Annotated in this window: 17 protein-coding genes; 7 read left to right on the forward strand and 10 right to left on the reverse strand. The window is 57.6% G+C overall.

Features of this window, described 5'->3' with window-relative positions:
• Positions 1-31 precede the first annotated feature (31 nt).
• The 7 genes from tssA to SPH27_RS04025 are packed head-to-tail and all read right to left on the reverse strand — an operon-like array spanning position 32 to position 9,065.
• Positions 32-1,048 carry a type VI secretion system protein TssA gene (gene tssA, locus SPH27_RS03995; RefSeq protein ID WP_064672691.1) on the reverse strand — a complete coding sequence of 339 codons (1,017 nt, stop codon included), beginning with the start codon at positions 1,046-1,048 and terminating at the stop codon, positions 32-34.
• Positions 1,049-1,059: 11 nt separating this feature from the next.
• A complete protein-coding gene (gene tagF, locus SPH27_RS04000) occupies positions 1,060-1,776 on the reverse strand; it encodes a type VI secretion system-associated protein TagF (protein WP_033145799.1) in 717 nt (238 codons plus the stop codon).
• A 16-nt stretch (positions 1,777-1,792) separates the two neighbouring features.
• Positions 1,793-5,413 carry a type VI secretion system membrane subunit TssM gene (gene tssM, locus SPH27_RS04005; RefSeq protein ID WP_182072482.1) on the reverse strand — a complete coding sequence of 1,207 codons (3,621 nt, stop codon included), beginning with the start codon at positions 5,411-5,413 and terminating at the stop codon, positions 1,793-1,795.
• Between the two features lie 2 nt (positions 5,414-5,415).
• On the reverse strand, positions 5,416-6,654 hold the full coding sequence (locus SPH27_RS04010) for a DotU family type VI secretion system protein (protein WP_033145801.1): 1,239 nt from the start codon (positions 6,652-6,654) through the stop codon (positions 5,416-5,418).
• A gap of 17 nt (positions 6,655-6,671) precedes the next feature.
• Complete coding sequence (gene tssK, locus SPH27_RS04015; protein WP_024909829.1) at positions 6,672-8,015, reverse strand: type VI secretion system baseplate subunit TssK; 1,344 nt, start codon at positions 8,013-8,015, stop codon at positions 6,672-6,674.
• A gap of 28 nt (positions 8,016-8,043) precedes the next feature.
• Entirely contained in the window at positions 8,044-8,547 is a 504-nt protein-coding gene (tssJ, locus tag SPH27_RS04020) for a type VI secretion system lipoprotein TssJ (protein ID WP_023312162.1), read from the reverse strand.
• A 23-nt stretch (positions 8,548-8,570) separates the two neighbouring features.
• On the reverse strand, positions 8,571-9,065 hold the full coding sequence (locus tag SPH27_RS04025) for a hypothetical protein (RefSeq protein WP_033145802.1): 495 nt from the start codon (positions 9,063-9,065) through the stop codon (positions 8,571-8,573).
• 1,003 nt (positions 9,066-10,068) lie between these two features.
• On the opposite strand from SPH27_RS04025, the gene SPH27_RS04030 reads away from it, so the two are divergent.
• Positions 10,069-12,357, forward strand: a complete 2,289-nt coding sequence (locus SPH27_RS04030; protein ID WP_182072480.1) for an FdhF/YdeP family oxidoreductase — start codon at positions 10,069-10,071, stop codon at positions 12,355-12,357.
• Between the two features lie 22 nt (positions 12,358-12,379).
• Complete coding sequence (locus SPH27_RS04035) at positions 12,380-13,276, forward strand: LysR family transcriptional regulator (protein WP_182072524.1); 897 nt, start codon at positions 12,380-12,382, stop codon at positions 13,274-13,276.
• Here SPH27_RS04035 and SPH27_RS04040 read toward each other — a convergent pair.
• Together SPH27_RS04040 and SPH27_RS04045 are read right to left on the reverse strand one after the other, a co-directional pair.
• Complete coding sequence (locus SPH27_RS04040; protein WP_207167527.1) at positions 13,255-14,013, reverse strand: phosphate/phosphite/phosphonate ABC transporter substrate-binding protein; 759 nt, start codon at positions 14,011-14,013, stop codon at positions 13,255-13,257. The genes SPH27_RS04035 and SPH27_RS04040 overlap by 22 nt on opposite strands.
• Positions 14,006-14,977 (reverse strand): fatty acid desaturase, encoded by a 972-nt coding sequence (locus SPH27_RS04045; protein ID WP_182073045.1) that lies wholly within the window; start codon positions 14,975-14,977, stop codon positions 14,006-14,008. Before SPH27_RS04045 ends, SPH27_RS04040 begins: the two co-directional genes overlap by 8 nt.
• A gap of 149 nt (positions 14,978-15,126) precedes the next feature.
• Between SPH27_RS04045 and SPH27_RS04050 the strand changes: the two genes are divergently transcribed.
• From SPH27_RS04050 to SPH27_RS04070, 5 genes are all read left to right on the forward strand, one after another.
• Complete coding sequence (locus SPH27_RS04050) at positions 15,127-16,107, forward strand: GlxA family transcriptional regulator (RefSeq protein ID WP_039263613.1); 981 nt, start codon at positions 15,127-15,129, stop codon at positions 16,105-16,107.
• A gap of 78 nt (positions 16,108-16,185) precedes the next feature.
• Entirely contained in the window at positions 16,186-17,196 is a 1,011-nt protein-coding gene (gene gap / locus SPH27_RS04055) for a type I glyceraldehyde-3-phosphate dehydrogenase (protein ID WP_039263614.1), read from the forward strand.
• A gap of 281 nt (positions 17,197-17,477) precedes the next feature.
• Positions 17,478-18,182, forward strand: a complete 705-nt coding sequence (locus SPH27_RS04060; RefSeq protein WP_182073046.1) for a hypothetical protein — start codon at positions 17,478-17,480, stop codon at positions 18,180-18,182.
• Positions 18,182-18,403 carry a hypothetical protein gene (locus SPH27_RS04065; protein WP_182073047.1) on the forward strand — a complete coding sequence of 74 codons (222 nt, stop codon included), beginning with the start codon at positions 18,182-18,184 and terminating at the stop codon, positions 18,401-18,403. The genes SPH27_RS04060 and SPH27_RS04065 overlap by 1 nt, the downstream gene beginning before the upstream one ends.
• Positions 18,404-18,883: an Hcp family type VI secretion system effector gene (locus SPH27_RS04070; protein ID WP_064672699.1), complete on the forward strand. Its 480-nt coding sequence runs from the start codon at positions 18,404-18,406 to the stop codon at positions 18,881-18,883.
• A gap of 48 nt (positions 18,884-18,931) precedes the next feature.
• Here SPH27_RS04070 and SPH27_RS04075 read toward each other — a convergent pair whose 3' ends face one another.
• Positions 18,932-20,119 carry an MFS transporter gene (locus SPH27_RS04075; protein WP_033145809.1) on the reverse strand — a complete coding sequence of 396 codons (1,188 nt, stop codon included), beginning with the start codon at positions 20,117-20,119 and terminating at the stop codon, positions 18,932-18,934.
• Positions 20,120-20,210: the final 91 nt, after the last annotated feature.

Below are 20,210 nucleotides of genomic sequence, written 5' to 3' on the forward strand. Positions count from 1 at the left end.
TCCATGCCTGTCGTCATAATGCCTGGACGCGTTATTCGCGGCGCCCAAAGATGTTTTCAAGTTGGTTAACGCCGTCTGGCGCAAGGTCGCGAATAATGTCCATAAAGTTAAGTTCTGACAGCCGCTGCACCCGTTCAATCATCAGCGGTGCGGGGTGGCTCGGTTCGTACTGCGCAAAATACTGCTTCGCTTTTTCCAGCATCAGCTGCGCGTCGGCGCGGCTGGTGATCTGCACGCTGCGCCAGTCGGCGACCGGCTGAACGGGCTGCGCTGCCGTCGACTGCTGCTCGGCCTGGGGTTCTGCCTGCGCCTCACGGTTCGGCAGCAGCTTGCTGATGTCGGTTACCTGACACGCGCTGGCGACCAGCCCGACGGTTTTCAGCAGCTGTTCCATCTCGGGCACGCCGCTTTCACCGAGATGCCCGGTGAGAAGCTCGCGAATCGCCAGCAGACGTTCGTTAATGACGATAACCGCTGCGGTTCCCGGCTGGTCGCCGCGGGCCAGCTCGTCAATCAGCCGTGGACGGCCGCCGGGATAGTCCGGGCATTCCGTCTTGCTGCCGTCCAGCAGGGCCTGGGCATCCCGGAGCGAAATTTCATCGCCGTTTGAACGCAGAAGCGAGGCGTTTCGCACGGCGACGGTGAGGTCGGATTTATCGCTCAGCCCTGCCAGGGCGTTAATGCGATAGAACGGATCGGTTTCGCCATACTCTTCCAGCAGCGGATAGAGCGTCTCCCAGTAACGGGCGATCGCCTCCTGCACCAGCAACAATCCGTCCGCGTAGCCCGCCAGCCCGCGGCGGCGCGTCCAGGCATGGGTTAACGCCAGCAGTACGCGAAGATCTTTGGTGCGGGTCAGCAGGCTGGTGGCGTATTTTTCCACCGTGTTCCAGTCAGCGGGCTCTGCCGGGATAATGGTGTCGCCAAACTGCTGTTCCGCTTTCCCAAGACTTGCCTGATTCATGATCTGGAAGTCGGCGTCGTACTCCAGGTTTTCCCCGCAGGGTTTTTCGGGACTGATTGGCGCGAGAAATTCTTCGATATTCATGAGATCCCTGCTTATTCAAACATGGGCGGATAGAGACCGTGACGCCCCGGACGGGCGCCCCCTGCCGGGTCGAACAGCAGGGTGAAAAGCTGCCCGGTAAAGTTCCCGCTGTGTACGTGGGTGTACAGCGGGTAGCCGTCGCAGCGGTTGGTCCACCAGTAGCTGGTCTGACGCAGCGGATCAAAACACTCGGCCGCCTGAGGCCAGCCCAGCGTGCTCTGCCCGTCCTCGTCATAGCCAATCACATCAAGGATGTCGGAACGCTTTTGCGGCTCGACGGGCTGCGGCGCCGGAATGGTCATCAGCATCTCATCCAGCTGCGAGGCGGAAAAACTGTTGCGCACCGCGTGCAGCCCCAGGCGCCCAATCTGCTGGTACCAGCTTTCGGCCTGGCTGAGCAGGCTGGTCGACCACTCTGACGGGGCGAAGCTCAGCTGAAGGCAAACCGGGTACTGGCGGCCAACGCTGTCGCGGCCGGGCAGCAGACAGCCCATCTGGATCATCTGGCTGCCAAGCATAGGCGGCACCACAAAATTCCAGACTGGCGCTTTGTTAAACTGGCGCTCGCCGCTGCGCTGCTCTTCCTGCTGCCAGGCCAGCAGGCCGACCTGGAACCAGTGTGACCACTGGCGCTGTAAAGTGTCAGGAAAGCGACGCTGCAAAAAATCTCCGGCGCTAGGTAATTTGCCATACCAGCTGTAGCGGTTCATCGCAGGGGTATTCGTCATACGGCTGTCCTTGCGGTTATGGGCATGAGAAACGGGGAAGCTGGAACGGGTTACGAATGCTGTTTGGCGCAAACTCCAGCGTGACCTGATGTCCGTCGACGTTGAAGGTAGCCTGACGGCTCAGGCTACCCGCGCCCGGGCTGGTGCTCGCTTTATCGAAGAAGCGGTTGAGCGCCCAGGCACCGTTGGTGACCAGCGTCGCCGTGCTGCCGTTCGCCAGCCCCAGCTGCATGCGTACCTGGTTAGTGCCGCCAGGCCCCGGCCAGTTCATGATCTGTACGGCCTGCGGACCGTGGCTGTAGCGCAGCAGCTGGCCGTCGACGTCGAGCGTCAGGTTCAGAATGGTGTTATCCATTCGCACGGTGCGAACCGTCACCTTGAAGGACGGCGTCGTGGCGCCATTAGCAAAGAAGGCGTCGCGAATCGACTGGGCCTGCTGGAACGGTCTCAGCAGCCCTTCACTTCCCGGCAGCGTTTTCCCGTCGATGCCCGGCATAAAGCGCCAGTTTGCCTGCGTGGTATCCACTTTATTGGTCAGATTGTCGCGGAAGAAAGCGTCCATCAGCCCGGTTCCCGGCGCAAACATGCGCGCGAGATCGTCAGGAGTGACCTCGGTGCTGGCGCTGCGCACCAGCGGGTAACGGCCGGCGATCGCCTGACGGCAGAAACCGCCCACCTCAACGTTAATCCGCTTCCGCACGTTTTCCAGGTCGCGGCGCTGGGTATCGCTGCTGGCGCCCACCGCCATATTGCTGAACATGGTTTGCAGCCCGCCCGGCAGGCGACCGGCGCTGGCCTGCAGGCGGCTGATCGCCTCTCCGCCCGGAGCCGGCATGCCGCTGTTGGCCGCGTCCTGGACGGCGGTCAGGTAGCGATAGAGCTCATCCACCTGCTTGAGAAAATCATCAAACACGATGGTCTTCCCGCCCTTCTCCAGCGGCTGCGCCAGCTCAATCATCGGCGCGTAGTGGTCGGTGACCAGCTGTTCCGGCGCCTGGGTGACCGCGGCGGCCTGGGTCGGCGCAGCGTCATTGTTGCTGAACAGCGCTTCCAGCGTGCGGGTGGCGCGGTTGCTCTGCGCCTGCGCTTTATCCGCATCTTCCGGCGCTGGCGCATTGCGTGACAGCGTCAGGACCTGGCTCAGGTTCTGCACCAGACGGCGCAGAGGCGAGTTTGCGCCGGAGAGCAGGCGCGCGGTGTTGATGCGCTGGGAGAGATCGGCGCTGTTATTGAGCTGAATGTCGGCGAGGAAGCGATCCCAGTTCGCGATAAAGTCGCGCATGTAGAGCTGGCGCACGGCGTTATCGATCTGCTGTTTATCTTCCTGCGCCGTCGCGGCCCCCAGCACCCAGGCGTCGTCCTCGTGCAGGGCGGTGGTGACGCTGTCAATCTGGCCGTTAAAGCTTTTCCAGTAGCCGTCCGGCGTATAAAGACCCGGCACGCCTTCGCTCACCGGCTTGCCGCTTTTGCGTGAAAACACCAGCTCGCTCTGCGGTCCGCCCAGGTCGGAAAGGGAGACCGGCTTGAGGTTATCATCATGTTCAAGCAGGCGTTTAAGACGACCGTATACGCGCGTGGAGAGCGGCTGCTGATTGATCATCGCTCTTTCGCGGGCCACCAGCGATTCATCCTGCGCGTAGGGCGAGGCCTGAATTTTCGGTTCCAGCAGCTGCGTCAGGTGCCATTCAAGCTGCTGCAGCTGCGCCTTCGTGACGTTCTGCGGCAGATTTCGCTGCAGGTTGAGCATCACCCACGAATGCAGGAATTTGCCGTCGTAGTGCTTCGGCTGATACAGCATCTGATAGGCTTTCAGCGCTTCATAGCTATATTCCACATCGCTACCGTTGTCGTTGCGCAGCCAGGTGGTGATGTGTATAGCGACGACAGGCAACAGCATCTGATCCAGCGCTTTCTGGTACAGAGACTGCGAGGCATCGCTGACGTCATCTCCGCGGTAGAGCCCCATACGGCGGGAGACGGGCGGATCGTTTACATCAAACGCGTCGCTTTTCGGCAGGTCCACCAGACCGTTCAGCAGCGGCAGCAGATCGAACAGGTCACGCTGGGTCTGGTTCTGCAGCGCTTTGCTCTGCTGGTCCAGCAGCGGCACCTTCGCATCCACCTCTTCCAGATAGGCCTTGTTTTTGGCATAGCTGGTCAGCCACAGACCGCCGAGGATGACCAACAGGGCCAGCAGCGCCGCGTAGCCAGACCAGATCACCGCCCGGTTGCGCAGCTCCCACCAGCGGTTTTCGCCCGCGATCCCGGCTTCCTGGAAGATGACGTTTTGCAGCAGGTTCTTAATGAAGAAACTCTGGCCTTTTGCCCCCGGGATAGGCGCTTCTTTGCTGACCGAATCCCAGTTATCCGCCTCTCCCCCTTCCGGCAGCGACAGCGCGCGGTTCAGTTCGCCCATCACGCGGTCGAACGGCATACCTTCCTGCGTCCCGCTGGCGAAGTAGATCCCGCGCGGAGAGAACTCGGTTTCGAAGTTGGAGCGGGCGAAGACCGTGCTCAGGTAATCCGCCAGCAGCGGACGCAGCGCGGCGAACTCCTGCGGGAAGAGATACGCTTCGGCGCGGGTTTTCGCGTCATGCTCTTTCAGCATGGTTTCCGGCAGCCCGGCATCGAGGCGCTGCTGGAGCAGAGAAAACTCCTGCTGGAAGTTGCCCATCAGGTCGTAATCGGCGTGTTTGGTTTGCTCCCACGGCAGCGTAAAGCCCCAGATCTGGTCGCGCTGCGCTTTGTCGTAGTCGGCAAACCAGGCGCGGAAGCCTTTAAGCAGGTCGGCCTTGGTCACCATCACGTACACCGGGAAGCGAATACCCAGCTGTTCATGCAGCTCGGACAGACGCTGGCGCAGGTTCACCGCCTGCTGGCGGGACGCCTCGGCGGACTGGGTGAGCAGGTCAGAAATGCTGATGGTGATGATAACGCCGTTGATCGGCTGGCGGCGGCGATACTTGCGCAGTAACCCCATGAACTCCAGCCATTCGCCGGCGTCCTGCACCTGCTCGCTCTCCTGGGTGGTGTAGCGGCCCGCCGTGTCCAGCAGCACCGCCTCGTTGGTAAACCACCAGTCGCAGTTACGCGTGCCGCCAATGCCCCGCAGCGCGGTTTTACCGAAGCGATCGGCCAGCGGGAACTGCAGCCCGGAGTTGACCAGCGCCGTGGTTTTGCCGGAGCCCGGCGCGCCGATAATGACGTACCACGGCAGCTGATAGAGATATTGCGTGCTGAAGCGCTGCGTCCACTGGGCGCCCTGGCCCGCTTTGCTGAAGTGCGCTTTTTTCAGCATCTGCGCGGCTTCATCAAAGCGGCTGGCGAGGATCTGCTCCTCGCTGTTCAGCCGCTTCTGCGGATCCGCCGCTTCCGGGCTGGCGGTGTTCTCTTTGAGCTTGTCCATCAGCTTGCGGTTCAGCCAGGCATTGTACAGGCGCGGCAGAATGTGGCCCTGCGCCCAGAGCAGATAGACCACGGCAATGCTGATAATGCGGTTCTGCTCAGACTCAAGCGGTCGGGTGTCCACGATGGACAACAGGGGACCAATCATCCAGATCACCGCCGCAAGCGCCGTTACGCCGAGGAAGCTCCACAGAATGCGGTTGGTCAAAATGGAAAGAAGTGTAGTCAGCATCCTTAGTTTCCTTGCGGCAATCCGTTCAGCTCAGCCTGAGTGTTTTCAGGCGACACCAGCAGAGTAATTTCCACACGGCGGTTACGGGCGCGGTTTTCAGGCGTCGTGTTCGGCGCCACCGGGTTAATCTCGCCCCGCCCTTCCGCTTTCACGCGGCCAGGCTGAGAGAGGCTTCCCTGCAGCATTTTTTGTACCGAGCGGGCGCGTTCCAGAGAGAGTTCATAGTTCGAGGCAAAGCGCGCGCTGCGGATCGGCACGTTGTCGCTGTAGCCCACCACCAGAATTTTGCCGCTGACGTTATTCATCGCCTGCGCAATGCGGTTGATGACCGGTTCATAGCGGTCACGCACGACGGTAGAGGCGGAGGCAAACAGCCCGTCGCCCTTCAGGATCACGACGCTGCGATCCGCTTCGTCTTTCACCGCGACCAGGCCCGCCTCGATTTCAGGCTTCAGGAAGCCGCGCAGGTTCAGCACCGCCGGAAGCTGACGGGCCGGTTGCTGAATAGTGGTTTCCGGCAGCTGGGACTGGTAAATCTTCGCCAGCACCGGGTTGGTGTTATCGCCAAGGCGCCAGTTAAGCACGATATAAAACAGGCAGGCGATAAACCCGGCCAGCGCCACGCAGGCCCACAGGGGAACCATCGGCCGCCAGAGCTTGCGCAGTACCGGACGATCTTCCGGATGGGGAGAAAGCGGCGGCGGATAGCTGCCGCGCACGCCGCGGATCATCTGCCACAGCCGCTGCTTGATGGTTTCAAGCTGCGTGCGGCCATTATCCAGCACCCGATAGCGTCCTTCGAAGCCCAGCAGCAGGCAGTAGTTGATCATCTCCAGCAGCAGGATATGCTCGCGCGGGTTCTGCGACAGGCGCGCCAGCAGCTGGAAGAACTTCTCGCCGCCCCAGGTTTCGTTGTGGAACGTCACCAGCAGACCGTTGCTTGACCAGACGCCGCTGCTGCCCCAGGGGGTGAGCGCGGCGGCCTCATCGAGCGCCGTACACAGGCAGTAACGCGCCCCGACGATCACTTCGTAGGGCAGCCCCGCCTGCTGACAGCGGACTTCGAAACGGCGAATCTCATCGATCAGACGCTGGCGTAACGCCACCTGATCGTCATGGGAGACCGAATGACGGATCTGCGGAATCGCGTTGAGCAGCGGATTGGCGGCCGCCACCAGCTGATTGTTGCTACTGGCTCCGGTAAACGCGGCATCACTGCCGGTGTCCTGTCGTTCCTGCATATTAAGCGCTCGCTTTATTATTCTGTCGGGCTACGGATGGCCCAAAACTCCATATCCAGCCCCGGGAACTCCCCTGCAAGATGCAGGGCGAATGCGCCGGACTTATCCATCTCGTGCCACAGCTCGCTGCCCTTCTCCAGTTCAAAGTAGCTGTAGCCGGCATGCCACGGGATCTGCGGCGGCGCGACCGGCATGGCGCGCAGCATAATGCCCGGCAGCTGGAGCTGAACCAGATCGCGGATTTTCGAGACCGGCGCGACCTTCATCTGCGCCGGGAAATGGGTTTGCAGGTGTTCGCCTGGCACGTTGGCTTTTACCGCCAGCACGAAGCCGAACTCGCGCACCATGCTGGTTTCAGGCACCGTGGCGATGTTCAGGCCGTGAGAGCGTTCGTTAAGCGGCAGCTGAATCGCGTGGTCTTCCATCACCAGCGACAGCCCCTGACGCAGCATCAGCATCAGTTTGCTGAAGCAGTTAGCCAGATCGTCATGATCGTAAATCGGCAGCACGCTTTCGGCGGTACGCTGCGACGTCCAGGTGGCGAGCTCGGTCGCAAACGGCAGCCAGCTGCGCCAGAGCGTTTCCGGATGCAGCAGCGGGAGGGTTTTTAAATGAGAAACCTCGCCCAGATGACGGTTAACCAGCGACAGCAGCGTGAACTCAATCAGTTCGGAGGTGTTAAAGCGGCCAGGCTGGCGCAGACGACCGCCAATTTGCTGGCTGCGCTGGACCAGCAGACCGTGCAGATCGTTGATCATGCTGTAGATCTGCGGGCTGTTGTTGGCGTTGAGCATCGGCGGAATGTAGCTGTTATCGAGCCGCACGTGGTTGTCGTTACGTTTCTCCGTCACAAACGCCACGCCGATAGCGGTCCATTCCGCCGTGAGGTCTTTTTCCAGCATCAGGGTCAGACGCAGGCGGCCAAACTGGACGGTGGCATCCCCCACCGACATGGCGTTGTCGTCTTCCACCTCTTGCTCGAAAGCGATGAAGCGCGCCAGCGAGGCCGGCTCTTCGCTAAAAATCACCTCTTCTCTCTCGCCACGACGAACCGGCAGCGCGAGCACCACCTTTTCGTTGGTGAGATTGTCAGGAATTTTCAGCGGTGCAGGACCGTTGCGCCCGTTACGCACCTGGAAAAAGGTGCCGTCCGGCAGCAAGCCACTGCAGTAGCTCAGGGCAATGCATCCCTGACGAAGCATCGCTTCATCCAGTTCAACGTCAAGAAAGCCCCAGAGATACGATCGCTGTAGCGCACCCCATTCACGAACATGGTTGAGCAGATAGCTTTCAGTCCGCTGAAAATGGTGTGGACGCAGGAACATGCCTTCGGTCCAGACGACCTTTTCTGCTTTCGTCATGATGATGTGTTTCCTGTGTTGAAGCGCGTTACTGGCTGATGACCCGAATGCCGTTCACGTCGAGAAAAACGTTGGCCTGAAGTTCATCCGCGGACCATTTCCAGAACTGGTAGATATGATTTTCGCCAGGCACAGGCAGAGGGAGTGAAACGCGCCATTTTTTGCCATCCAGCATCTGATACTCCGCCATCACGCCGATGTAGCGGGCCTCCGGAGAGCTTTGCCCGCTGAGGGTTTTGGACAGCTGTCCCGGCATCAGGAAGAACACGTCGCTGTTCAGCAGATTCGCGCCAAGCGTGGCTGACGCGTTGTTCTGCAGAGAGTAGAAGTCGCTGGACATGAAATCCGCATCGGATTTCAGCAGCAGCACCCGGACCTTAAGCGGCGCAGATTCATTGATTTGTGGATGAGCCTGAAACTGCAGATTGTAGCGGGAGGGGTCGCTGTGTGAAGACGACGTACAACCACTGACCAGGGCGAAAATCACCGCGTAAAAGAATAACCACAGCTTATGAAAATTTTTATTATTCATAAAAATGCGCTCATGCAAGCCGTTTAGTTCAGGATCCAGGTACCGTTAGCGCTGTCTTTGCAGGCTTTGCTGTTGCCGTCGACGTCGACACAGGTCGCTTTTTTACGCGCCTTCGGGCGAATGGCCTGTTTACGCACGGCCGCATCGTACAGGTCGGCCTTGATCACGGCGCGCATCGGGACGTAACCAATCAGCTGATCGTTACCTTCATCGGCAAGCGCCATCCAGTAGTGTTCAACCTGACCCAGCACCACGTACGTTTTTCCGGTGTCGAGAGTGCGGATAACTTTGCCGCCGAAGTCAGGACGGCTCATCAGGGAGGCTGGATACATGGCGCGATACGGTTCGTTGACCGGGTTGAACTCCGCCGGCGGCGTCACAGCGTGACGGTGGGTTAAGGTCACGCCGTTGACCTGGCTGGTCTCGATCGTATCGTCGTTGATCACAGGTTTCTGCGGCGCTTTACAGCCCGCCACCGCCATTACAAACAGAAGTGAAAACAGTACGCGCATTTTCATATGCTTTTCCGTAGCGATATTTCGATGATGAAGATAAGGGAGTGAAGTTTGACTTAGGTGCTATTGTTAAAATAGCCAGGATATTTTCGGGGCGTTACTATTTTAAGGGCATAGCTACCGCACGAGCCCTTCAGAATAAGGCCCAGTGTCTTCCTGACATATTTTGACAAACGGTAAACAAGTTTACATGAGCTTCGTCTCAATTCAATATTTACCGGTACGTAACTGTTGGTAAATGAAGCAGTCGGAAAATTATAGGATTAATCCTATGAAAAAACCCGATATGACCTACGCCCTTTTATTTCTTAGCCACACAACATTGTAATCATTTGTTTTATAAACAAAAAAAACACAAAAGAGAACCACTTTCATTAACGCAATACGGCTATTATCGCCACTACCATAATTAGTAGAATTCGCGTATTGGTGAGGTCTGCAGAATATATGAAAGATGAATTATTTGTTGCACTATCAGGGTAACTTTAATATTGAATGCACGTGTTAACGTGAATGTGACTATTTCACTTATGTTGCACAACGTTAATTTTACGCCTCAAAATAACTTTATATTTCGCGTTGCGACAATTACCCAACCAGGCCTGAATTTTATCCTTTAATCATTAAGCCTGAGTTAACCATCCTGACATTATCGCCGCCAAAAATGCTCGCAACAGCCCGCCAGCAGCGACCCGTGTTTATTGCTGCCGCCCACAGCCTTCATTCGAAATTTTATTGTTGCTACACCCTCTCCTGCTCGCCTCATCTATCTTGCCTACCGTGTGATAGATAAGATTTATTATTAAAATGATAAAATTTCGTTATAATTTCTTTAAATATTTAAACATCAGATCTGATAAATCGCTGTAATAAAACGAATTTAAGATAAAGCATTTTTCAACACCGTATGCGCATAGCCATCCGGCCGTCATTGCTTTCACTTATTGTCCTTTGCAGCGTTTTTATGGGTTCAGACGTTGTGTGACCGAAGAAATCAGGAGTGGGTATGAATAAGAAAAGACGCTCGGTGCCGGGTATCAGACACTATGACGGTCCTGCCGGAGGCTGGGGCGCGTTAAAAGCGACGGCCATCGCGGTACGTACCCAAATGGATACCCTTGATGCTCCCGCCACGCTGCTGCGCACCAACCAGCCTGACGGTTTCGACTGCCCGGGCTGCGCGTGGCCGGATAAAGAACACAAGTCGACGTTCCAGTTCTGCGAGAACGGCGCCAAAGCCGTGACCTGGGAAGCCACCAGCAAACGCGTTACTCCCGCGTTTCTGGCCGAAAACAGCGTCTCCTCGCTGCTGGCAAAATCGGACTTTGAACTGGAAGGCTACGGTCGACTGACGCATCCCCTGCGCTACGACCGGGCGAGCGATACCTTCCGGCCCGTCGACTGGGAAGAGGCGTTTCAACGCATCGGCGAAGTATTGCGCGGGCTCGAACCGGACCAGGTCGAGTTCTATACCTCCGGACGCGCCTCTAACGAAGCGGCGTATCTGTTCCAGCTGTTCGCTCGCGAATACGGCACCAATAACTTCCCCGACTGCTCGAATATGTGCCACGAGGCCACCAGCGTCGGTTTGCCGCGTTCGATTGGCATCGGGAAAGGCACCGTCTCGCTGGACGACTTCGATAAGACCGAGCTGGTGATCTCCATCGGCCACAACCCCGGCACCAACCATCCGCGAATGATGGGGACGCTCCATGAGCTGGCCCGCCGCAACGTGCCGATTATCGTCTTTAACCCGCTGCGCGAGCGCGCCCTCGAACGTTTCGCCGACCCGCAAAGCGTGATTGAAATGGCGACCTACGGCTCCACGGATATCGCCTCGACCTATTTCCAGGTGAAGGCCGGGGGCGATGCCGCCGCGCTGAAAGGCATTGCCAAACATCTGCTGGAAATGGAGGCCGAACGCGGTGACGTGCTCGACCATGCGTTTATTGCCGAACACACCCAGGGCATTGAGGACTTCGCCGCCGATATCGCGCAAACCCGCTGGGACGAGATCGAGCGCGAGTCGGGCCTGAATCGGGCGGCACTCGGGAAGGTGGCCGACGCCTATGCGAAATCAAATGCCACCATCATTACCTACGGGATGGGTATTACCCAGCACAATAAAGGCACGGCGAACGTCCGCCTGATTGCCGACCTGCTGCTGCTGCGCGGAAACATCGGCAAGCCCGGCGCGGGAATCTGCCCCCTGCGCGGCCACTCTAACGTTCAGGGGAACCGCACCGTCGGGATCAGCGAGAAGCCTACCCCGGCCTTCCTGAACCGTCTGAAGGACGTTTTCGGCTTTGAGCCGCCCTCTCACCACGGACACGATGCGGTGCAGGCCACGCAGGCGATGATCGACGGCCGCGCGAAGGCGCTCATCTGCCTCGGGGGTAATTTTGCCGTCGCGATGCCCGATCACGAGCGGGGTTTTCCGGCGATGGGTAACCTGGATTTGAGCGTGCACGTCGGGACCAAGCTCAACCGTACCCATCTGCTGGTGGGCAAAGAGACCTTTATCTTTCCGTGTCTCGGCCGCACCGAGCTGGATCTCCAGGCCACCGGCCGTCAGTCCATTACCGTCGAAGACTCCATGTCGATGGTGCACGCCTCGTCCGGCAAGCTGAAGCCCGCCTCGCCGCTGCTCCGTTCGGAACCCGCTATCGTCGCCGGCATGGCGAAAGCCACGCTGCCGGAAACCCGCGTGGACTGGCTGACGCTGGTAGAAGATTACGACCGGATCCGCGATCTGATCGAGCAGACCATTCCGGGCTTTGAGAACTACAACGCGCGGATCCGCGTTCCCGGCGGCTTCCGTATGCCGCTGCCGCCGACGCAACGCATCTGGCCAACGGCGACGGGGAAAGCGATGTTCTCGGTGTTCGACGGCGTTCACGAGAACGCCAGCGGCGAAGGTGAGCACGTTCTGCGGTTAATCACGCTGCGCAGCCACGACCAGTACAACACCACCATTTACGCCCTGGACGACCGCTACCGCGGCGTGTTTGGCCGCCGCGACGTGCTGTTTATGAACGAAGACGATATGGCGCAGTCAGGCCTGGAACACGGCGACCGCGTGGATATCGAAACCGCCCTCCCCGGCAGCGTCCAGCGTTTGAAGGACATTACCGTGGTGGCGTACAGCATCGCGCCGGGCACCGTCGGCGCCTATTACCCGGAGGCCAACGTGCTGGTACCGCTTGATTATCTGGATAAGGACAGCGGTACGCCGTCGTATAAATCCGTTCCGGTTCGCATCACCCTGCGCTCGAAAGAGATCCGCATGCTGTAAGGCTGCTCGCGCAGAAATAATGATGGATATTAAACAGTTAAAATATTTAATCGCACTCGACGAGACCCGGCACTTTGGTAAAGCGGCCTCGCAGTGCAACGTCACCCAGCCGACCCTCTCCATGCGCATCCGCAGCCTGGAAGAGGAGCTGGGGCTGGTGCTGATCGTGCGCGGGCAGCGCTTTGAAGGGTTTACGCCGGAGGGGGAACGCATCCTCGCGTGGGCCCGCGCCCTGCTTGCCGCGCATGACGGGCTACAGGCAGAAGCCGCGCTGTGTAAAGGTCAGGTGGTGGGCGAATTACGTCTGGGGATGGTGCCGCTGGCGAGCGTGGATCCGATGATCTTTATTCGTCTGCTGACGCAAAAATACCCGGAGCTGACCTACAGCCTCTATTCCATGTCCTCAGCGCAGATTGCCGACGGCGTCAGCCGCAATCAGCTTGAGCTGGGAATTTGCTACCTCAACAGCATCGACACCAGCCTGTTTGACATTATCCAGCTGCCAAAAACGAAGATGGGCCTGCTGCACGACGTCCGCCATTTCCAGCTCGGCCAGGCAGCGCTGACGTGGCACGACCTGACGGATTTTCCGCTGGGGTTTCTGACCAAAGGGATGCACTACCGGGCGCATATGGAGGCCAGCTTTAAATCTGCCGGCATCGAACCCACGTCCGTTTTCGAGAGCGACTCGACGTTCCAGATCATTCAGGCGGTTCAGAGCGGCGTGTGCTGCGCCGTGATGCCGCTGAACAACGGGCTGGAGGCACTGAACAGCAACTTCAGGATTGTCCCCATCGCCGACGCGAACATTGAGGCTCCCGTCGGCCTGATTATGCGCAGGCAGAAGCCCGTCTCCTCGCTGGCGCTGCGCTGTTTTACCGACGCGCAGGAGATTTATCACGCGGACAATGAGGCGTAGGCCTCGCGCGTCACTACGCTAAAACCGTCGATCAGCACCGCGTCGCGCACCTCCCGGTATTCCGGCGCATCCACCAGCTCGTGGAGTGCATCGCGAATGGCGTTAAGCGTTTCAGGCGAGGTGTTAGGCGAGGTAATCAGCGGCAGTCCCGGCGTCAGCGGGGTGCGGTCAATGACCGCCAGCCCCGCAAGCCGTTCCGGCTCATGGCGCTGCAGCAGTGCCCAGGTCACACAGTCGATGGCCGCGATATCCCCCGCCCCGCGTTTCACATCAGTCAGCGACTGGCGATGGCTGCCGCTGAAGGACGCTTGCGCGAAAAAGGGACCGCCGCTCGCCAGGGGAGCCACTATTTTTCGCAGCGCATTGTAGCCGGACTGGGAATCCGGGGAATTACAAACCGCCCGGCGTCCGCGAAAATCCGCCAGGGTGAGGTGCCGATCCTCCTCGCGCACCGCCAGAAAGCTGCGGTACTGGATCCCTTCGCAGCCCGGTGCCGTGTAGTGAAAACAGCCGACCACCTGCACGTCCGGGAGCTGCGTGACCAGCGGATAACCGCAGGTCTGGCTGAGGATAAGCGCAGGCTGTTGCCAGTGGTTCAGCAGGTCAGACTCCGGCCAGCCGGGGTCACGATCGACGAACACACCGCGCGCGGCCAACAGCCCCTTTACCGCCAGCCAGAGCGCGCGGGTATCGGCGCGATCCACGGCATACATGGGAAACGCCAGCAGGTTACTCATACCCTTCCCCCTGTTGTTTTGCGGGATGAACGGTGACGTCGACGGGTCTCACCCAGAACTGACGCAGCCATTCACCATAGCCCCTGACGAGAAAACCGTGGTTTCGCTGCTGGTACGCCTCCCGGTTTTGCTGGTAGATGGCCTTCAGCCCGTACCAGGGAACGCCCGGCAGATCGTGATGCACTGAATGGTAGTTGAGATTCAAAAACAGTACCCGCCAGAATAACCCGGCCTCGTTAATGACGGAGCGCGCCAGCGGGTCGTCCGCCGCGCGATGTTCGAAAAACGATCGGACCTTGGTCAGCGCCAGCGCCGGATAGCTGACGGCCAGCACAAACCAGACGGGTGAAAAACCGGTACGCGTCATCCAGGCGAAGAGCGCCACCAGCAGCAAAACGTGAACCAGCCACATTGACATTGCCCGCGGCTGAAGGTGACGAAACGCCGCCGCAGCGCTGCCCAGCGTCTGAAGGATATCCAGCAGCGGGGCCAGCATCAGCCGCCCGGCGAAGGTATTCCGCGCCCGAATCATACGTTTCTGCCAGGGGGAAAAGCGCGCCCAGCTCTCGTCGGTAAAATAGTATGACTCCGGGTCATCCACCGGATGGGTCAGGCTATGGTGCCGATGATGGACGAGATGGGAGTCCCGGTACAGGCCATACGGATACCAGACCGCCAGCGGGAGCGTGCCGAACAGCTGGTTGAGCCAGGCAAAACGCGTGGGGTGCCCGTGGATCAGCTCATGCTGCAGGGACATGTACCAGGCGGTAAACCCGATCAGCAGCAGCGTGGCGGGCAGCAGGCCAAGCGTTTGCCAGAACGCCAGCGTGGCAAACCAGCCTGCATAAATCATGATAATCAACAGCCACGTGGGCAGTTCGCTGCGCCATAAAAAACCCGATGCAAGATGGCGGATTTGTTCGCGTTGTTGCGGATGTAAATAGAGGGAGCTTCGTTGACCCATTCCTTCAGACGCCGTTTCGCCAGAGATAATTCTCTGACGATCGGGGATAACGACTGAAATAACAAACAACTTAAATCGCTTTGCTTTGCCAGAAACGTGGGGCGCACGCGTCGCTTGACTTATTCTGTGATAAAGGTACTTTTCAGGACATGAAGAAGATCCTGATTATTGTTCCCGACGGCGGCATGCTGTTTGAAGCCGCCGGTATCGCCGATATTCTGATGCAGGCCAACCGGCTGCATCCGGAAGGTCTTGCGCAGCCCCGCTACCGGATTATCATCGCCACCACGCAGCCTCACCAGGTGATCCACGGCCAGTCCGGCCTGAATCTGCTGGCGGACTATCGCCTGCCGGAGCTGGACCCGCGTGAACCGCTGGATACCATTATCATCACCGGACGCGGCATGAACGAGCAGGAGAGCACGGCGGTGGTGGACTGGCTGCACCTCGCTGCGCCGCACGCCCGGCGGGTAGCCTCTATCTGCGGCGGCGCGATGCTGCTGGCCCAGACCGGCCTGCTGGACGGTCGCCGCGCGACCACCCACTGGCGCCTGCTGGAGACGATGCAAGCCCAGTATCCCGCTATCCACGTCGAAGGCGGTCCGCTGTATATTCAGGATGGCCCCATCTGGACCTCGGGCGGCGTGAGTTCCGGGTTCGATCTGACCCTGGCGCTGGTGGAAGACGACTACGGATTTACCCTCGCCCGCGACGTGGCGCAGGATATGGTGATGTACCTGCGCCGTCCCGGCGGCCAGCTGCAGTTCAGCCGTTACAGCCTGCAGCAGCCCGGCACATCGGGCCCGATAAGCGAACTGCAAACCTGGATCCTGCAGAACCTCACCGCCGACCTGTGCGTGGAAAATCTGGCCGAGAAAGCGGCGATGAGCCCGCGTAATTTCACCCGCGTGTTTACCCGCGACGCGGGAGTTTCTCCGGCCCGCTACGTTACCGAAGCGCGTCTGGCCGCGGCCCGCCAGCTGCTTGAGCAGACCCATGACTCCCTTGAACGCGTTGCCGAGCAAAGCGGGTTTGGCACCAGCATTAACCTGCGCCGCATCTTTGAGAAACAGCTTCACCTCACGCCCGGCGAGTACCGCCAGCGCTTCCACTGCCGCAAGATGGCGTAATCTGATCCTTTTTTGTCGTTTACGCCAACCGGCCCGACGCCTACAGTGACTCCAGACAACAGAGATAAGGAGTGCACCATGGTTAAGGTCGGTATTAACGGTTTCGGCCGTATCGGACGTAATTTCCTGCGCGCGGCGCTGGGTAACCCGGATCTGCAGATTGTGGCCATTAACGATCTGACGGACAGTAAAACCCTCGCCCACCTGCTGAAACATGATTCCCTTCTGGGCAAGCTTCCCGCCCCGGTTGAAGCGGCAGACGGCGCGCTGCAGGTAGACGGGCAGCGGATCGCCGTATTTAGCGAACGCGATCCGGCGAATATCCCGTGGCGTGACGTCAGCGTTGACGTGGTGATTGAGGCCACCGGCTTCTTTACCGAGCGGGAAAAAGCGGCGGTGCATATCACTCACGGCGGCGCCAAGCGCGTCATCATTTCCGCCCCCGGGAAGAACGACGACCTGACGATTGTGATGGGGGTTAATCACGAGCAGTACGATCCCGCCCGTCACGCGGTGGTGAGTAACGGGAGCTGCACCACGAACGGCCTGGCGCCGGCCGCTCAGGTTCTGCATCAGCAGTTCGGGATTGAGCATGGTCTGATGAATACCACGCATGCCTACACCAACAGCCAGGCGCTGCACGATCAGCCGGAGAAAGATCTGCGCGGCGCGCGCGCGGCGGCGCTGTCGATTGTGCCTTACTCCAGCGGCGCGGCAAAAGCGCTGGGGAAAGTGATCCCCTCTCTGGACGGCAAACTGACCGGGTACTCCCTGCGCGTGCCGGTGCCGGTGGTGTCGATTGTGGATTTAACGGTAACGCTGAGCCGTAACGTAACCGCCGAAGAGGTGAATGACGCGTTCCGCAACGCGGCCGCCAGCGGGCCTCTGAAAGGCATTCTGGGCTATAGCGATGAACCGCTGGTCTCCAGCGATTACCAGGGCGACCCACGCTCCTCAATTATCGACGGGCTTTCCACGCTGGTGATTGGCGGGAACATGGTGAAGATCCTGGCGTGGTATGACAACGAGTGGGGCTTCTCAAACCGTCTGGTGGATCTGGCGGTGTGGATGGATAAGAAAGGGCTGTAAGTCTTACCGTGATGCCGGGTGGCGCATGCGCTTACCCGGCCTACAAATTATGTCATCATTCAGTAATATCTCCCCCTTCCTCGCTGAATATATAATTCTTAATAATCTCAAGATTATTTAACTCTTTCTAATTCATCGCATCAATTATAAAAACGCACCAATTAACTTAGAAAATAGGTTAATATTTATTCTTTATTTTACGTTTAAAAGTGCGAGTCCGATCACTGTCCTTAGTCGATAACGTAGACCATGATACACCCTGCACACAACAGGGACATATTATGTATTACAGCAAGGAAATTATAGAAAGAATTGGAGCCGATAAAGATCTTGCATTAAGGCTCGATCGTGCCGTCGCGGGGGTAAAGGACGGTGCCATAGAATATTTAAATAATCTTGGCGATGCGACCACGCGATTGCTTTATTATACCTCTTGCTTCACTGATAATTATCAGGATGTCTGTAAAAAATTGGGTTCGGAAGATTTGAGGTTTTTAGCAGGAGTCGCTGAACTTGTTAAGCATAGAGATGTAATTTTTAGAATGGTAAGGATTTATATTGAAACGATGCTTCAGAACAGATCCATTATTCAAAGAAAAATTATTCTCGAAAAATTAATACCATTTACAACAAACTATTCAGTAAAGCAAGTATCTAAGAGCGGTTTGATTTATGCCGCCACGTCATACATCTGTTATGGTAATAAAATGAACGCGGCCGTAAAAAGTGCATTTATGAGAAAGGTTGGTTTGAGCACAGGAGGTGTAATTACCGTATTAAACCTTTACGCTATAGTTCAGCATGCGGCAGACAGCGCAAATACACTTAAAAAATTTCAGCCGTTATTTTACCATGCGCTATATGTTGAAAAGCTGGAAATGATGTATTTCCTTATTGAACCGGTGATAATGAAAGCCGGTTATCTTAACTTAAACACTGCATCCGATAGCGAAATTGCTGATGCGCTGAATAGAATGATGCGATAATGTGGCAATCGATAAAAGCATTTTTGAAACAATTTTTAAAAAGTTTCTTACAAGACATTATGGATGATTTTTTTTGGTATGGCACTGGAATATTCGCCATCATTCTCGGTGCTATCGTGGTGAGTTTTATAGAAAACGAAAAAATTGCGCTACGAATCGTTGGGATTATTATATTAGTTGTGTACTTCATTGCATTTCGTTACAAAACAAAGGATCAATAAATGTCTACACCAGCACATATATGGTTTACTGACGAAAATAATGCTCCCGTATTAGGCGAGTGTTTAATGCCTACAAGATTGGGCTCTACCGAACTCAAATCGTTTAATCACTCCGTCTGGATCCCCACCAGTTCCAACACGGGAAAACTAACCGGGACACGCCTTCATGTTCCAATCACCTTTGAAAAAGAAATAGATCGCATCACACCCCATCTTTTTCGTGCCGTATGTACAGGTAAAACCTTCAAAACGGCATTAATCAAAATGTATAAAATTGATGACGCCGGTATTGAGCGCGAATACTTCAATATCACTCTGGAAAACGTAAAGATAACGAGGATCTCTCCAGTATTGCACCCGCTCGGTATCGCAAGTGCACATATGGAAGAAGTCGAACTTCGCTATGAATCGATTGAATGGAAATATTGCGACGGGAATATCATGTTCAAAGACACCTGGAATGAAAGAGCAACAGCATAGAACAATGAACACCCGTTAAGTCCCTCTCCCAAAGGAGAGGGAAAAGGCTCACTCTGCTTTCACTTTCACGCCCATAAACACAATCACCATCGCCGTTACCAGCAGAAGCCCGCTTCCGGCGAATACGCCGCTGGCGCCGTTGAGGTCAAATACCGCGCCGCCCCCGGCCGCACCGGCACTTATCGCCAGCTGAATTGAGGCCACCAGCAGCCCGCCTGCACTTTCGGCTTCATCCGGAACGGTGGTAGCAAGCCAGGTTGACCAGCCCACCGGAACCAGACCAAATGCAAAGCCCCACAGCGCGACCAGGAACCCGTCCAGCATCGCCAGATGACCAAACGCCACCATGGTGAGCGCGAGAACGCCCATCGCGAACGGCACCAGCGCCAGCGTCAGGCGCAGATTGCGTGCCAGCAGATGCCCGGCAACGGAGGTGCCGACAAAGTTGGCCAGCCCAAAGCCCAGCAGGATCAGCGAAATGGTCTCCACGCTCGCCTGCCCCACCGTTTCCAGGAACGGGCGCAGGTAGGTAAAGAAGGCGAAATGGCCGCTGAAAATCAGGATGGTCGCCAGCATGCCGCCGATCATCCCCGGACGACGCAGCACGCGGAACAGCGTACTCAGGCTGCCACTGCTCTCCGGCTTCATGGACGGCAGGACCCAGAGCTGCCACAGCAGCGCCAGCATGCTCGGTAGAATGCAGAGAACAAAGACGTTGCGCCAGCCGATCAGGCTGCCCAGATAGCTGCCGAGCGGCGCCGCGACCACCGTGGCTATCGATACGCTGGAGAAGATCACCGCCAGCGCCTTCGGCACTTTATCCGCCGGAACCAGGCGCATCGTGGTCGCCGTCGACATCGCCCAGAATCCGCCGATGGCTATCCCGAGCAGCAAACGCCCCATCAGCAGGACGTGCAGGTTGGGCGCAAAGGCCACCAGCAGGCTGGAGATAATTTGCAGGACCGAGAAAAACATCAGCACCCAGCGGCGGTCGATGCTTTTGGTCGCCGGCGTAATCAGCAGTCCGGTCACCAGCGCCACCAGCGCGGTGGCGGTGACGGCCTGTCCGGCCATTCCTTCACTCACGCCCAGGCTCGCGGCCATCGGCGTTAACAAACTGGCGGGCAGAAATTCTGCCGTAATCAAACCAAACACCCCCAGCCCCAGTGAATAGACGGCCCGCCAGGCGGGTTTTGCAGGCGCTACCGCCTCGCTCGCCGCGACACATGAATTCATCTGTTTTTCTCCCGTTATAAAAATGTGACAACTGTCGCAAAAGCATAGAAGGTTCACCCTGGACGATCTATGACATATAATCTCCACTTAT

Source organism: Enterobacter sp. A103 (genome assembly GCF_034427535.1).
GTDB lineage: Bacteria > Pseudomonadota > Gammaproteobacteria > Enterobacterales > Enterobacteriaceae > Enterobacter > Enterobacter asburiae_B.